This window comes from Pseudobutyrivibrio sp. (assembly GCF_017471675.1).
Taxonomy (GTDB): domain Bacteria; phylum Bacillota; class Clostridia; order Lachnospirales; family Lachnospiraceae; genus Pseudobutyrivibrio.
Map to the genome: position 1 here is coordinate 63,077 of NZ_JAFUSK010000039.1, position 15,347 is coordinate 78,423.

16 protein-coding genes are annotated in these 15,347 nt (G+C 39.4%); 15 read left to right on the top strand and 1 reads right to left on the bottom strand.

Annotated elements, in window-relative coordinates; genetic code table 11:
• The first annotated feature begins 11 nt into the window (after positions 1 to 11).
• From IJ535_RS06965 to IJ535_RS07005, 9 genes are all read left to right on the top strand, one after another.
• On the top strand, positions 12 to 371 hold the full coding sequence (locus IJ535_RS06965) for a biotin/lipoyl-containing protein (protein WP_294300519.1): 360 nt from the start codon (positions 12 to 14) through the stop codon (positions 369 to 371).
• Positions 372 to 385: 14 nt separating this feature from the next.
• A complete protein-coding gene (locus IJ535_RS06970; RefSeq protein ID WP_294294639.1) occupies positions 386 to 1,534 on the top strand; it encodes a sodium ion-translocating decarboxylase subunit beta in 1,149 nt (382 codons plus the stop codon).
• A 119-nt stretch (positions 1,535 to 1,653) separates the two neighbouring features.
• Positions 1,654 to 3,072 carry an oxaloacetate decarboxylase subunit alpha gene (locus IJ535_RS06975; RefSeq protein WP_294300521.1) on the top strand — a complete coding sequence of 473 codons (1,419 nt, stop codon included), beginning with the start codon at positions 1,654 to 1,656 and terminating at the stop codon, positions 3,070 to 3,072.
• A 100-nt stretch (positions 3,073 to 3,172) separates the two neighbouring features.
• Positions 3,173 to 4,087: a MurR/RpiR family transcriptional regulator gene (locus tag IJ535_RS06980; RefSeq protein ID WP_294300524.1), complete on the top strand. Its 915-nt coding sequence runs from the start codon at positions 3,173 to 3,175 to the stop codon at positions 4,085 to 4,087.
• The gene (locus IJ535_RS06985; RefSeq protein ID WP_294300527.1) at positions 4,087 to 5,319 is read left to right on the top strand and encodes an NAD(P)/FAD-dependent oxidoreductase; all 1,233 of its coding nucleotides are present in this window, start codon (positions 4,087 to 4,089) and stop codon (positions 5,317 to 5,319) included. The genes IJ535_RS06980 and IJ535_RS06985 overlap by 1 nt, the downstream gene beginning before the upstream one ends.
• Positions 5,320 to 5,341: 22 nt before the next feature.
• Positions 5,342 to 6,001, top strand: a complete 660-nt coding sequence (gene cmk, locus IJ535_RS06990) for a (d)CMP kinase (protein ID WP_294300531.1) — start codon at positions 5,342 to 5,344, stop codon at positions 5,999 to 6,001.
• Between the two features lie 7 nt (positions 6,002 to 6,008).
• Positions 6,009 to 6,854, top strand: coding sequence for a 4-hydroxy-3-methylbut-2-enyl diphosphate reductase (ispH, locus tag IJ535_RS06995; protein WP_294300534.1), 846 nt, complete (start codon positions 6,009 to 6,011; stop codon positions 6,852 to 6,854).
• Positions 6,842 to 7,954: a 30S ribosomal protein S1 gene (gene rpsA / locus IJ535_RS07000; protein WP_294300536.1), complete on the top strand. Its 1,113-nt coding sequence runs from the start codon at positions 6,842 to 6,844 to the stop codon at positions 7,952 to 7,954. Before ispH ends, rpsA begins: the two co-directional genes overlap by 13 nt.
• Positions 7,955 to 8,112: 158 nt before the next feature.
• Positions 8,113 to 8,886, top strand: coding sequence for a CheR family methyltransferase (locus IJ535_RS07005; RefSeq protein WP_294291305.1), 774 nt, complete (start codon positions 8,113 to 8,115; stop codon positions 8,884 to 8,886).
• Here IJ535_RS07005 and IJ535_RS07010 read toward each other — a convergent pair.
• A complete protein-coding gene (locus IJ535_RS07010) occupies positions 8,883 to 9,941 on the bottom strand; it encodes a ribonuclease H-like domain-containing protein (protein ID WP_294300540.1) in 1,059 nt (352 codons plus the stop codon). The two genes, IJ535_RS07005 and IJ535_RS07010, sit on opposite strands and share 4 nt — an antisense overlap.
• A gap of 162 nt (positions 9,942 to 10,103) precedes the next feature.
• Here IJ535_RS07010 and rsxC point away from each other — a divergent pair, with 162 nt between their 5' ends.
• Genes rsxC through IJ535_RS07040 form a run of 6 tightly spaced genes read left to right on the top strand, consistent with a single transcriptional unit; the run spans position 10,104 to position 15,113 of the window.
• Positions 10,104 to 11,423, top strand: coding sequence for an electron transport complex subunit RsxC (rsxC, locus tag IJ535_RS07015; RefSeq protein ID WP_294300544.1), 1,320 nt, complete (start codon positions 10,104 to 10,106; stop codon positions 11,421 to 11,423).
• 17 nt (positions 11,424 to 11,440) lie between these two features.
• Complete coding sequence (locus IJ535_RS07020; RefSeq protein WP_294300546.1) at positions 11,441 to 12,397, top strand: RnfABCDGE type electron transport complex subunit D; 957 nt, start codon at positions 11,441 to 11,443, stop codon at positions 12,395 to 12,397.
• Entirely contained in the window at positions 12,390 to 13,013 is a 624-nt protein-coding gene (locus tag IJ535_RS07025; protein ID WP_294300549.1) for an RnfABCDGE type electron transport complex subunit G, read from the top strand. Before IJ535_RS07020 ends, IJ535_RS07025 begins: the two co-directional genes overlap by 8 nt.
• Entirely contained in the window at positions 13,006 to 13,725 is a 720-nt protein-coding gene (gene rsxE, locus IJ535_RS07030) for an electron transport complex subunit RsxE (protein ID WP_294300551.1), read from the top strand. The genes IJ535_RS07025 and rsxE overlap by 8 nt, the downstream gene beginning before the upstream one ends.
• Complete coding sequence (gene rsxA / locus IJ535_RS07035) at positions 13,725 to 14,309, top strand: electron transport complex subunit RsxA (protein ID WP_294300554.1); 585 nt, start codon at positions 13,725 to 13,727, stop codon at positions 14,307 to 14,309. Before rsxE ends, rsxA begins: the two co-directional genes overlap by 1 nt.
• A 12-nt stretch (positions 14,310 to 14,321) precedes the next feature.
• Positions 14,322 to 15,113, top strand: a complete 792-nt coding sequence (locus IJ535_RS07040; RefSeq protein WP_294300557.1) for an RnfABCDGE type electron transport complex subunit B — start codon at positions 14,322 to 14,324, stop codon at positions 15,111 to 15,113.
• Positions 15,114 to 15,347 lie beyond the last annotated feature (234 nt).

Genomic DNA, 15,347 nt, shown 5'->3' on the forward strand with positions numbered 1-15,347 from the left:
GGAGGAATACCATGAAAAATTATACAATTACTGTTAATGGAACAGTTTATGATGTAACTGTAGAAGATAAGGGAGGCTCAGGAGTTTCTCCTGTAACACCTGCCGCTGCACCTAAGGCAGCTGCTCCTGCAGCACCTGCAAGCACAGGTTCAGCTGGTGCTGTTAAGATTGAAGCTGGTGCTGCTGGTAAGGTAGTTAAGATTGCAGCTAGTGCTGGTACAGCTGTAAAGAAGGGTGACCCAGTTGTTGTTCTTGAGGTTATGAAGATGGAAACACCTGTTGTTGCACCACAGGATGGTACTGTTGCATCTATCAACTGCAACGAAGGTCAGCAGGTTGATGCTGGCGCATTACTTGCAACTATGAACTAATAGGAGGATTACACATGAGTTACGTTGGAGAGACATTGTTAAACCTCGCACATCAGACTGCATTTTTCAATCTGACTTGGGGTAACTATGTCATGATAGCGGTTGCCTGTGTTTTCCTTTATCTAGCAATCAAGAAGGGATATGAGCCTTTACTTTTACTTCCAATCGCATTTGGTATGTTACTTGTAAATATCTATCCTGATATTATTGCTTCACCAGAGGAAACATCTAATGGTGTAGGCGGCTTGCTTTATTATTTCTATACTCTTGATGAGTATTCAATTCTTCCATCACTTATTTTCATGGGTGTTGGAGCTATGACTGATTTCGGTCCACTTATTGCCAACCCAATCAGCTTCTGGCTTGGTGCGGCTGCACAGATTGGTATTTTCACAGCTTACCTTCTTGCAATCCTTTTGGGATTCTCAGATCAGGCAGCAGCTGCTGTATCAATCATCGGTGGTGCAGATGGACCTACATCTATCTTCTTAGCTGGTAAATTAGGACAGTCAGCACTTATGGGACCTATTGCTGTTGCGGCATACTCATATATGTCACTTGTACCTATTATTCAGCCACCTATTATGAAGGCTCTTACAACAAAGAAGGAGCGTTCAATTAAGATGGCTCAACTTAGACCTGTATCTAAGCTAGAGAAAATCTTATTCCCTATTGTAGTTACTATCATCGTATGTTTGATTCTACCTACAACAGCACCTCTTGTTGGTATGCTTATGCTTGGTAACCTTTTCAAGGAGTCAGGCGTTGTTAACCAGCTTACAGAAACAGCATCTAATGCTCTTATGTACATTGTAGTTATTTTACTTGGTACATCTGTAGGTGCTTCTACATCAGCTGAGGCATTCCTTAATGCAGCTACAATCAAAATCGTAGTTCTTGGTCTTGTAGCATTCGTATTTGGTACAGCTGCTGGTGTATTATTCGGTAAGTTATTATGTCATCTTACACATGGTAAGATTAATCCACTTATTGGTTCGGCTGGTGTATCTGCCGTTCCTATGGCTGCACGTGTTTCTCAGAAGGTTGGCGCAGAGGAGGATCCTACAAACTTCCTTCTTATGCATGCTATGGGACCTAACGTTGCCGGTGTTATCGGTACTGCAGTTGCAGCCGGTGTATTTATGGCTATTTTTGGTGTATAAACTAAGGAGGGGCCCACTTTAGTGGGAAGATTCCTTAGTTTCCTGAACTGCCTTTGCCGAAGGCAATTACAATGGCAGTTCTTCATATTTTTTTAAAATTAATAGGAGGAATAAATTTTATGGCAGATATTAGTCCAAAGCCAGTTAAAATTACAGAGACAGTGCTCCGTGATGCACATCAGTCTCTTATAGCAACTCGTATGCCTACCTCTATGATGCTTCCTATCATTGATAAGATGGATAAGGTTGGCTACAACGCAGTAGAATGCTGGGGCGGTGCTACATTCGATGCTTGCCTTAGATTCTTAAAGGAAGATCCATGGGATAGACTTCGTAAGCTTCGTGATGGATTTAAGAACACAAAGCTTCAGATGCTTTTCAGAGGTCAGAACATCTTAGGATACAGCCAGTATCCAGATGATGTTGTAGAATATTTCGTTCAGAAGTCAATTGCAAATGGTATTGATATCATTCGTATTTTTGACTGCTTAAATGATATTAGAAACCTTCAGACAGCAGTAAATGCTACAAAGAAGGAAAATGGTCACGCTCAGGTTGCTCTTTCTTATACACTTGGCGAGGCTTTTACACTTGATTATTGGAAGAATATTGCAAAGCGTATCGAGGATATGGGCGCAGATTCTATCTGTATCAAGGATATGGCAGGCTTACTTGTACCTGCAAAGGCTTATGAGCTTGTTACAGCTTTAAAGGAATCTACATCCCTTCCAATCGAAATGCATACACACTACACATCAGGTGTTGCAAGTATGACTTATCTTAAGTCTGTTGAAGCTGGTGCAGATATCATTGACTGTGCAATGTCACCATTCGCACTTGGTACATCACAGCCAGCTACAGAGGTTATGGCTGCTGCATTTGAAGGCACACCATACGACACTGGATTTGATCAGGAGCTTCTTTCTGAAATCGCTGATTACTTCCGTCCTTACAGAGAAGAGTGCATCGAGAGTGGACTTATGTCTACAAAGGTTCTTGGTGTTAACATCAATACACTTCGTTATCAGGTTCCTGGCGGTATGCTTTCAAACCTTATCAGCCAGTTAAAGGAGCAGGGTAAGGAAGATAAGCTTCGCGAGGTTCTTGAGGAAGTACCACGTGTACGTAAGGATCTCGGTGAGCCACCACTTGTTACACCTTCATCACAGATCGTTGGTACTCAGGCTGTATTCAACGTACTTATGGGTGAAAGATACAAGGTAGTAACAGAGCAGACTAAGGATATCCTTCTTGGTAAGTATGGCCAGACAGTTAAGCCATTCAACCCAGAGGTTGTTGAGAAGGCACTTGGCGCTGACAAGGATAAGGCTATTACATGCCGTCCAGCAGATTTACTTGAGCCAGGTCTTAAGAAGTTTGAAGAAGAGTGTGCTAGATGGAAGCAGCAGGATGAAGATGTTTTATCTTACGCTTTGTTCCCAAAGGTAGCTACAGAATTCTTCGAGTATCGTGAGGCTCAGCAGACAAAGGTTGACCCTAAAAAGGCTGATACTGTAAACAAGGCTTATCCTGTATAGTATTATTAATTTTAAATTTAATAGGCGATGCAAGATTTCTTGCATTGCCTATTTTTTTTTAATATAATAAATATCTCAATAAACATATATGAGGTATTTTATGGCTACTACTACAGATTTAATTTCAAAAATTAATGAGAAATATGGCAGGATGTCAAAGGGGCAGAAGCTGCTTGCTAATTATATTATTGATAATTACGACAAGGCAGTTTTTCTTACTGCTGCAAAGCTTGGTGAGATTATAGGCGTATCTGAATCTACAGTTGTGCGCTTTGCATCCTTTATTGGCTATAAGGGATATCCTGAGTTTCAGCAGGCTCTAGAAGGCTTGGTTAGAAACAAGCTTAACACATCCGATAGAATAGAGATAACAAACGGTGGTATCGAGCAAAACGGTGTTCTTCGCACAGTGCTTTCTTCTGATGCACTAAAGATTAAGAATACTATGGAATCTATTGATGAGGCTGCATTTGACAATGCTGTTGAGACAATACTTAATGCAAGACGTATTTATGTTGTAGGTATCCGTACCTGTGCGCCACTTGCATCATTTCTTTCGTTTTATCTTAATATGATTTTTGATAATGTAGTAAACCTGCAGACCAGTTCAACGTCGGAATTATTTGAGCAGATGATACATATTACAGAAGAGGATTGTATTATCGGTATATCATTTCCTAGATATTCCATGCGTACCCTTAAGGCGCTGGAGTTTGCCAATAACAGAAGGGCTAATGTAATCACTATTACAGATTCTATTCATTCTCCAATGAACCTTTACAGCTCATGCAATCTTATTGCAGAAAGTGATATGCATGCTGCAGTTGATTCTTTGGTGGCACCACTTTCTGTTATAAATGCCCTGATAGTGGCACTTTGCAACAAGCGTCAGGCTCAGGTGGCCAAGAATCTAGAAATGATTGAGGAAGTCTGGAACGATTATCAATTTTATGAGAATGATGAGATTGATTTGGTGGACGATTCCCTTAAGATGTATTACCCAGGAGAGAACTAATGAGTAAGGTTATAGTTATAGGCGGCGGTGCTGCAGGTATGATGGCGGCTTACGCGGCTGGAATGTGTGGACATTCAGTTATTCTTCTTGAAAAGAATGAAAAGCTTGGAAAGAAGATATATATCACAGGCAAGGGCAGATGTAATTTTACAAACGCCTGCAGTGAAGAAGATTTTCTTAAGAATGTGGTAAGTAATCCTAAGTTTTTATATAGCGCTATTTACACATTTAATTCTGATGCAATGATAGATTTCATTGAAATGCATGGAACTGAGACTAAGGTGGAGCGAGGAAATCGAGCTTTTCCTGTATCTGATCATGCATCAGATATTACAAAGGCTCTTAAGAATGGGCTTAATGAATATAATATAGATGTTAGGCTAAATACTGAAGTTGCACAGATTCTGATTAAAGATGAAAGAGCATACGGTGTAAGGCTTAAGAATAAAGAAACTATAAATGCAGATGCAATAATCCTTTGCACCGGTGGTCTGTCATATCAGACTACTGGCTCTACAGGTGATGGACTTAAATGGGCTAAGGACATTGGCCTAAAGGTTACAGATACACGTCCTGCCCTTGTTCCATTAAACGTGGCTGAGGACTATATCCCCAATATGCAAGGTCTTGCCCTTAAGAATGTTACTCTTACTATATCTGATGGTAAAAAGAAGATTTACGATGGCTTTGGTGAGATGCTGTTTACCCATTTTGGCGTATCAGGTCCTTTGGTATTATCAGCAAGCTCTATTATCGGAAAAAAGCTCACACAGGCTGGAAAGCTCAAGGCTTCTATTGACCTAAAGCCAGCTTTATCATTTGATGAATTAGATGCAAGAATCCTTAGAGATTTTAATGATAATATGAACAAGCATTTAAGCTCTGTGCTGCGTGGGCTTCTTCCTTCATCAATGGTGCCTGTAGTTACTGATATTTTAGATTTTGATGATATGAGACAAATCAATTCTATTACAAAGGAAGAAAGAAATGATTTGGTTCATTTGCTTAAGGCCTTTCCTTTTACCATTACAGGTCTTAGGGAATACAAGGAAGCTATAATTACCCAGGGTGGAATTTCTGTAAAAGATATTGACCCATCCACAATGAAATGTAAAAATATAAATGGATTATCTGTTGCTGGTGAGGTTCTTGATCTTGATGCCTTTACCGGCGGTTTCAATCTGCAGATTGCCTGGTCAACAGGTTATTTAGCAGGTATTTCAATAGATTAAATATATTTTGGAGGATAGATTAATGGCATTTAATGTTGCAATTGACGGACCTGCAGGTGCAGGCAAATCTACAATAGCTAAGGCTGTTGCAGCGAAGAAGGGATATGTGTATGTTGACACAGGTGCAATGTATAGAGCAATGGCTTTGTATTTTCTTCGTGCTAATATTAGTAAGGATGATGAGGCTAAGATTTCAGCTTCGGTAGATGATATTAAGGTTTCTATTAAGTATCAGGATGGTGCTCAGCATGTAATCCTTAACGATGAGGATGTTACAGGTCTTATTCGTACAGAAGAGGTTGGCAACATGGCTAGTGCAACATCTGTATATGGCGCAGTTCGTACAAAGCTTGTTGCCCTACAGCAGGAGCTTGCTAAGACTACAGATGTTATTATGGATGGAAGAGATATTGGCACAGTCGTACTTCCTAATGCAGATGTTAAGGTTTTTCTTACAGCATCTGTTGAGTGCCGCGCTAAGAGAAGATTTGATGAGCTTAAGGCTAAGGGAGAAAATCCTGATTTTGATAAGATTGCTAAGGATATAGAAGAAAGAGATTATAGAGATTCCCATAGAGAAATCAGCCCACTTAAGCAGGCTGAGGATGCTACTTTAGTAGATAGCTCAGATATGACTATTGACGAAGTGGTTGATGCAATTATTAATCTTTGTAATAAGTAGGTAAGGTATGAATGTTATTTTAGCTGAGTCAGCTGGGTTTTGCTTTGGAGTGCAAAGGGCGGTTGATGTTGTAAAAAAGCAAATTTCCGAAGGACAGGGTCCGCTATATACCTATGGCCCTATCATACATAACGAAGAGGTTGTGAAGGATTTTGAAGCCCACGGTGTTACCGTTATGGAAGAGGATGTGGATAAGGCATATACACCAGGCACTGTTATTATTCGTTCCCATGGTGTTACCAAAGCTGTAGAAGATGGGCTTAAGGCAAAAGGGCATAATGTTATTGATGCTACCTGTCCTTTTGTAAAAAAAATACATAGAGCAGTGGATGAACATTCTAAAAATGGGGAATATATTGTGATTATTGGAAATCCCGATCATCCCGAAGTTAGAGGCATTATCGGATGGATTAATGGTGAAGATTATACTGTGATTTCAGGAGAGCAGTGTGCTAAAGACTTTTCAGTTAATTATGATAGAGATATATGTATTGTTTCTCAAACCACCTTTAATCATAATAAATTTCAAGAATTAGTTGAAATTATAAAGCAAAAAGGTTATCATATTATTGTTTTGAATACAATATGCGATGCGACTAATAAGAGACAGGTTGAAGCTGCAGAGATTGCATCTTCAGTTGATGCCATGTTAGTTATTGGAAGTAAGAATTCTTCTAATACGCAGAAGTTGTATGAGATATGCAAAACACGATGCAACAATACTTACTATATACAGACGGCTGATGATTTCCAGCCATCTGACCTTAGTTCCATTGAAAGTGTAGGTATTACCGCAGGGGCATCCACCCCAAACAATATTATTGAGGAGGTTCAAAAGAAATGTCAGAAATGAGTTTTGAACAAATGTTGGAGGAATCATTTAAAACTATACACAATGGAGAGGTAGTAGACGGTACTGTTATTAGCGTTAAGCCAGATGAAATCGTTTTAAATATCGGTTACAAGTCAGATGGTATCATTACACGTTCAGAGTACACAAACGAATCAAATGTTGATCTTACTACTGTAGTTAAAGTTGGTGATCCTTTATCAGCAATCGTAATCAAGGTTAATGATGGTGAAGGACAGGTTCTTCTTTCTTACAAGAGACTTGCTCAGGAAAAGGGCAATGAAAGACTTGCTGAAGCATTCGAGAACGGTGAAGTTCTTACAGCAACAGTTGATAAGGTGCTTAAGGGCGGCCTTACTGTAGTTGTTGATGAGGCTAGAGTATTTATTCCTGCTTCATTCGTTTCAGATGTATACGAAAAGGATCTTACAAAGTATCAGGGACAGGAAATTAGCTTCGTTATCACAGAATTCGATCCAAAGCGTCGTAGAATTATTGGTAACAGAAAGACTCTTCTTGTTGCAGATAGAGCTAAAGCTCAGGAAGAACTTATGGCAAAGATTGCTGTAGGTCAGGAATTCGAAGGAACAGTTAAGAATGTTAAGGATTTTGGTGCATTCATCGATTTAGGTGGTGCTGATGGACTTCTTCACATCTCTGAGATGAGCTGGGGTCGTGTTGAGAATCCTACAAAGACTCTTAATGTTGGCGATACAATTAAGGTATTTGTTAAGGAGATTAAGGACGGCAAGATTGCACTTTCTTGCAAGTTTGATGATGAGAATCCATGGAACGGTGCTGCTGAGAAGTATGCTGTTGGTTCTGTAGTTAAGGGCAAGGTAGTTCGTATGAAGGACTTCGGTGCTTTCGTAGAGCTTGCTCCTGGAATCGATGCACTTCTTCATGTATCGCAGATTTCTAAGGATCGTATTGAAAAGCCTTCTGATGTTCTTACAGTTGGTCAGGATATTGAAGCTAAGGTTGTTGAGTTCAACGATGCTGAGAAGAAGATTAGCCTTTCTATTAAGGCACTCCTTGAGCCAGAGGCTGATGAAGCTGACGTTGCAGATGTTAACATCGAAGAGGTTGCTTCTGAGGAGTAATTTTTAATCACATAATGTAAAGATAGAGTCATTGGCTATGCTAATGGCTCTTTTTTATTTAATTCTTAGATTAGTAACAATAAAGACACAATTGATTAGTATAATTAACTCAATTTAGAGCGTAACTAATTTTTATTTTAAGATAGGAGTTAAACTATATGGAGAATTACGATGGTTTCAAGAAAGAAGTTTATGATCTTACCAAAATCGATTTAAGCTCTTACAAAGAAAAACAGATGCGCCGACGTATAGATTCTCTTGTTACTAAGCACAAATGTAAGGAATATCACGAATATGTTGGACTTCTAAAAAAGGATAAAGAGGTTTTTGATGAATTTGTAAACTTCCTTACTATCAATGTGTCTGAATTTTATCGAAACCCTGAACAATGGGAACTTATGACTAAGGAATTTATTCCAGAGCTTATGAAGCATTCGGGACAGAACCTTAAGATTTGGAGTGCTGCATGCTCTACTGGTGACGAGCCTTATTCTTTAGTTATGGCTCTTTCGCAGCATTTGCCACTTAACAAAATTAAAATTTTTGCAACGGATATAGATAAGCAGGTTATTGCAACTGCAAAGGTGGGACTTTACAATGCAAAGAGTATTGCAGGTGTACCTGCTGACCTAAAAAAGAAGTTCTTTACACCTGTTGGAAATTCTTTCCAGATTAGCGAAGAAGTAAAGAAGTGTGTTGAATTTAAGGAACACAATCTTCTTAGGGATCCATATCCTAGCAACTATGACATGATTGTATGTAGAAACGTGCTCATATACTTCACCGATGAAGCAAAGGATGAAGTATATGCCAAGTTTGCAAAATCATTAAGGCAGGGCGGTATATTATTTATTGGATCTACCGAGCAGGTCATAGACTACAAGGATCTTGGATATAAGAGACGTTACTCATTCTATTATGAAAAGGTTTAATGTTTTAGCATATATCTGCATACCTTAACCAGCAGGGTTGGGGTGAGGTCCAAGATATCTATGTAGGTTTCCTTGGATTCGTAGGTTGGTTTGAAGGTGCGAGTGGTTCCTATATCGATCTTTTCAGGAAGGGCAAGAAATTGCCCTTCTTTTTTTGCTTTACAATCAGCTCTTTTTGCAGGGCGACGACATTCTTTATCCATGCTTTCGCCTATTGATTTTGGGATGATAATATCTTCGTTAATAAGATAATAATAGTTTTTGTAATCTGGCAAAAATGTGTAAAGCTCTCCTTCAAATAGATTCAATGTAACGTATATACGATTATTTTTTATAATATATAGACCATATTCTCTTTGTTTGCTAATGGGATTTGGCAATTCTAAATCTGTTTCAATTTCAAATCGTAATTTATTATCTTCAATTGTATGATTCAAATATCGTAAATCCGTAGTGAGCAATTCTGGGTAAGCAAGAATGTCTGTAATAAATATCATTCCTTTTACATCCTCAAAATTATGAAGAAGAATAAGCGCTTTAGACTTGTCATCATTCATCAAAGAATAATGCTGATATACAGGAATTAGCTCGCCGCCATTATATTTATCATCTCTATGTAATCCTAAAAATTCTTCTATAGTTTTCTGTTTGTAGTTAGGCAAATCAAGAAGGCATCTTGCCTTTGTAGAGCGAAGATACATATCGATATGATTCTTTGACTTTATCTTTGTGGCAAAGTTATACTTCCTGCATCTTTCTACAATGAAGGATTCATCAAAACGTGTAGAATTAAAGCCAAGAAGCTTGTCAAAGCTTTCCATTACATGCTCAAATTCCGTAAGAATCTCAATTTCCTCAGCTTCGTTTTTAGCAAGAAGTTGAGTGATGGTTATGTCATTAACGCATCTTGTGGCATACCCAATTAAATAGATGAAAGATTTTCTTGGGGAGAGGCCAGTACATTCAATATCAAAAAATAAAGTGTTTTCATCAAAATAAGTATCGTATATACGGTTTGTTTTTTCTAACTTATAGGTGTTATTAATTATTTCCATTTCTAAATATGTCCATTCATAAACTATTGTTAAATTTTACACTAAGTTTAACAGTTTGGTATTAAAAAATGTACAAAATAAATGATAAAATTTATCTTTTTGCTTATGCGAAAATGCTATAATTTAAGTAATAATTATGAAAAGAAAGAGGGGGGTAAGCTAATGGGCCTTAAAACATTTAAAGGTGGAGTGCATCCTTATGATGGCAAAGAGCTTTCTAAAGAGAAGCCTATTAAGGATTTATTACCACAGGGCGAAATGGTTTTTCCTCTGTCTCAGCACATTGGTGCACCGGCAGTTGCATGTGTAAATGTTGGTGACATGGTGCTTAGAGGACAGAAGATAGCAGATGCTGGCGGATTTGTTTCTGCTCCTATTTTTTCAAGTGTTTCCGGTACTGTTAAGGCAATCGAACCTAGACGAGTTGCCACTGGAGACATGGTAAATTCTATTATTATAACCAGCGACGGAAAATTTATCGAAACAGGTTTCGAGGGCTGTGAGGATTACGAAAGCCTTAGCAACGAAGCCATTATTAAAAAGATTCAGGATGCTGGTATCGTAGGTATGGGTGGTGCAGGTTTTCCTACCCATGTCAAATTATCTCCTAAAAATCCAGAAAAAATTCAGTTTATAATTGCTAACTGTGCTGAATGTGAGCCTTATCTTACATCAGATTACAGAAGCATGGTGGAAGAGCCTGAAAAGCTTATTAATGGTATGAAGATTATTCTTAAGCTTTTCCCTAATGCTAAGGGACTGCTTGGTATTGAGGATAACAAAAGCGATGTTATCAAATCTCTTTCAGAGCTTACTGCTAAGGAATCTCGTATTGAGGTAGTGCCACTTATGACAAAGTATCCACAGGGTGGTGAGCGTCAGCTTATTAAGGCCTGCACAGGCAGAGAAATCAATTCTAAGATGCTTCCAGCAGATGCAGGATGTATTGTAGATAACGTGGCTACTATTAATGCAATCTATACTGCTGTAGTAGAGGGAAAGCCAGTAATGGATCGTATATTTACACTTACTGGTGATGCAGTTATGGAACCACGCAATTATCGTATATGCATAGGAATGAGTTGCAAGGAAATCCTAGAGGCAGCAGGTGGATTTGTTAGAGAACCAGCTAAGATAATCTCCGGTGGTCCTATGATGGGATTTGCTGTAATGGATGCAGACATTCCTACAACTAAGACATCAGGTGCACTTCTTTGTTTATCAGAGGATGAGGTTTCTAAGTACGAAACAACTGCCTGCATTAATTGCGGCAGATGTGTTGAAGCCTGCCCTGAGAATCTTATTCCATCTAGACTTGCTAAGTTTTCAGAGCATGATGACAAAGAACAATTTGAAAGCTGGTACGGCTTAGAGTGTATTGAGTGTGGCAGCTGTAGCTTTGCTTGCCCGGCTAGAAAGCCTTTGGCACAGTCTATTAAGACAATGAAAAAGATGGTACTTGCAGATAAAAGAAAAAAGTAGAAAGGATGGGGTGAAAATTGAGTAATTTATTAAACGTTTCTTCATCTCCACATGTTAGAGCAAAGGACGATACTAGCCGTATTATGCTTTACGTCATTATAGCCCTCATGCCAACTACGATTTTTGGTATTTTTAATTTTGGACTTAGGGCACTCTTGCTTGTGGCAGTATGTATTATTACATGTGTTTTATCAGAGTTTTTATTTGAAAAGGCAGTTGGAAAGAAAAATACAATCAATGATTTAAGCGCAGTGGTTACAGGACTATTGCTTGCACTTAACCTTCCTCATACACTTCCAGTTTGGCAGGCTGTGCTAGGTAGTGTATTTGCAATTGTTGTTGTAAAGATGCTTTTTGGTGGATTAGGACAGAATTTCATGAACCCTGCATTAGGAGGTCGTGTTTTTCTTCTAATTTCCTTTGCGGCTACCATGACTAATTTTGAGTTTGATGGAGTGTCATCGGCAACACCTCTTGCAGTTTTAAAAGGGGGAGATGCTGTTAATACTCTTGATATGTTGATTGGTAGATGTGGTGGTACAATCGGTGAAACCAGTGCTCTTTGTATTCTTATTGGAGCAATCATTTTGATTCTCCTTGGGGTAATCGACCTTACCATCCCTGGAGTTTATATTGTGACATTTGCAATATTTATTATTTTATTTGGTGGTCATGGTTTTGATGCTACATTCCTTGTTGCTCATCTTTGTGGTGGTGGTTTAATGCTTGGTGCATTCTTTATGGCAACAGATTATGTTACATCGCCAATTACACCTATGGGCAAGGTTATATTTGGAATTTGCTTAGGTGTTCTCACTGGTTTATTTAGAATATTTGGAAATAGTGCAGAGGGTGTTAGCTATGCTATTATCTTTAGCAACCTTCTTGTTCCTCTTATTGAAAAGGTTACTGTTCCTAGAGCATTTGGTGTTGCCAAGGTTAAGAAATCAAAGGAGGTGAAGTCTAATGAATAAATTAGTAAAAGACGCACTTATCCTTACTTGTATTACCGTTATTGCAGGCTTTGCACTTGGTCTTGTTTACGAAATCACAAAGGCTCCTATAGCAAAGGCTGAGGAGGCTGCCTTACAAAAGGCATACCAAACAGTTTTTGCTGATGCTGCATCATTTAGTGATTTAGATGGCTTCGATTCGGAAGCTGCTACAAAGATAGTAAAGGATGCAGGCTTTACTGATGAAACAATTGATAACTGTGTTCAGGCGCTCGATGCATCTGGTAATCCTCTTGGATATGTAATTACTGTTACCACATCTGCAGGATATGGCGGCAATATTACATTTTCTGTTGGAATAACAAATGATAGTGTTATAAACGGTTATTCAATTACAAATATTGCAGAAACAGCTGGTCTTGGTATGAAGGCTAGAGATGAAGGAGAAGGTACATTCTCTTCTCAGTTTGTAGCAAGAAATGCTGAGATTTTTACTGTTACAAAAACTGGTGCCCACGAATCATCTGAAATTGATGCCATTTCTGCAGCTACAATTACATCTAAGGCTGTCACAAATGGAGTTAATGCTGGTGTCACCTACTTTAATTCTTTGGTAGGAGGTGCATCAAATGAATAAGAATTTAGAAAGATTATATAACGGACTTTGGAAAGAAAATCCTACCTTTGTACTTATGCTTGGTATGTGTCCAACTCTTGCAGTTACCACATCAGCCATCAATGGTATAGGAATGGGACTTTCCACAACAGTGGTATTGGTATTATCTAATATGATGATATCAGCCCTTAGAAATCTTATTCCAGACAGAGTTAGAATGCCAGCATTCATAGTTGTTGTTGCATCCTTTGTTACAATAGTACAGTTTTTGATGCAGGGGTTTTTACCTGCCCTTTATACATCCCTTGGAATCTACATTCCTCTTATCGTTGTAAACTGTATTATCTTAGGACGTGCAGAAAGCTATGCATCTAAGAATCCTGTTATTCCATCTATGTTTGATGGTATAGGAATGGGACTTGGCTTTACAGTTGGCCTAACACTTATTGGTATTGTAAGAGAAATACTTGGAAATGGTTCTATATTTGATATAACAATCACTCCGCTTAATAATTTCCATATTACTTTGTTTGGACTTGCACCTGGTGCATTCATCGTGCTTGGCTTTTTAGTTGCAATCATGAATGTGATTAGACGCAAAATGGAAAAAGCAGGCAAGCCTCTTCCTAAGGCACAGGGCTGTTTGGCAGGAGATTGTACAGGTTGCACATTATCATCAGCATGTACAGGTAAATCTTATGTACATCAAGAGGATGGAAAGGAGGAAAGATAATGAGTTACGTCACAGGTCTTATACTTTTACTTGTTGCATCAGCAATCGTTAACAATGTTGTTCTTTCTCAGTTCCTTGGGCTATGTCCTTTCCTTGGAGTTTCAAAGAGAGTTGAAACAGCTGCTGGTATGGGTGGGGCGGTAATATTCGTAATTACTATAGCATCCTTCGTAACATCAATAATCTACAAATTTATCTTAGCACCTACAGGCTTTGAATACATGCAGACTATTGTATTCATTCTTGTTATTGCTGCCTTAGTTCAGTTTGTAGAAATGTTCCTTAAAAAAAGTGTGCCATCCCTCTATCAGTCACTTGGTGTTTACCTACCGCTGATTACTACTAATTGTGCCGTTCTTGGAACAGCCATCAACAATGTTACTAACAATTACGATATCTTAGAATCAGTCATCAATGGATTTGGCGTTGCTGTTGGTTTTACAATTGCAATCGTTATTATGGCTGGCATTCGTGAGAAGATTGAATACAACGACATTCCTCAGACTTTCAAGGGCTCTGCCATCGTGCTTATTACAGCAGGTCTTATGGCTATGGCTTTCCTTGGATTCTCTGGAGTAATATAAGGAGGTGCCCACATGAGTATAACAGGAATTTTACTGGCAGCTGTTATTGTTGGCGCTACCGGATGTATTATTGGATTTTTCCTTTGCTTCTCTGCTGAGAAGTTTAAGGTTGAGGTTGACCCAAAGGAAGAGGCTGTACTTGGAGTTTTACCTGGAAATAACTGTGGTGGTTGTGGCTATGCTGGATGTTCTGGTCTTGCAGCTGCTATTGCAAAAGGAGAAGCACCTGTTAATCAGTGCCCTGTAGGTGGTGCACCTGTTGCAGCACAGATTTCCGAAATAATGGGTGTAGAAGCTGATGAAAGTGTCCGCAAGGTAGCATTTGTAATGTGCCATGGCACCTGCGACAATGCAGCTCAGCTTTACGAATACACCGGTGTAGAAGATTGTAAAGCAATGGCATTCGTACCAGGCGGTGGTCCTAAAGCCTGCTCCTATGGCTGCATGGGCTTTGGAACTTGCGTAAAGGCCTGTCCATTTGACGCCATCCACATCGTAGATGGGGTAGCCCTAGTAGACAAGGAAGCCTGCAAAGCCTGCGGTAAGTGCGTAGCTGCTTGCCCTAACCACCTAATCGAACTCATCCCTTACGACTTTGGACATGCCGTTCGTTGCCACAACAACGACAAAGGCAAAGACGTAATGTCTGTCTGCAAGGTAGGCTGCATCGGATGCCACAAGTGCGAAAAGGTCTGCGAAGCAGACGCCATCCACGTAGATGGCTTCTTCGCCCACATCGACCAAGACAAGTGCACTGGCTGCGGCAAATGCGCCGAAGCCTGCCCTCGTAAGATAATTTTATAAGGGGATGCAACCATCCTTAGGTTTACATGCTCCCGCAGGCCACCTCCCATTGTCTTGCAACAGAAACTCCCCGCCGGCGTGGGTCCCCTCTGTTGCAAGCCATGGGGCCCTCCTGCTCGCGCTTGCCGAGGTTGTGCTGGTTGCATCAATTAAAGCCTTTAGTGTTACCATATCACTAAGGGCTTTTTGTTTTTCAGAGACGACTGCAAAGTGTTGGCAAGCGCGAGCAAGAGG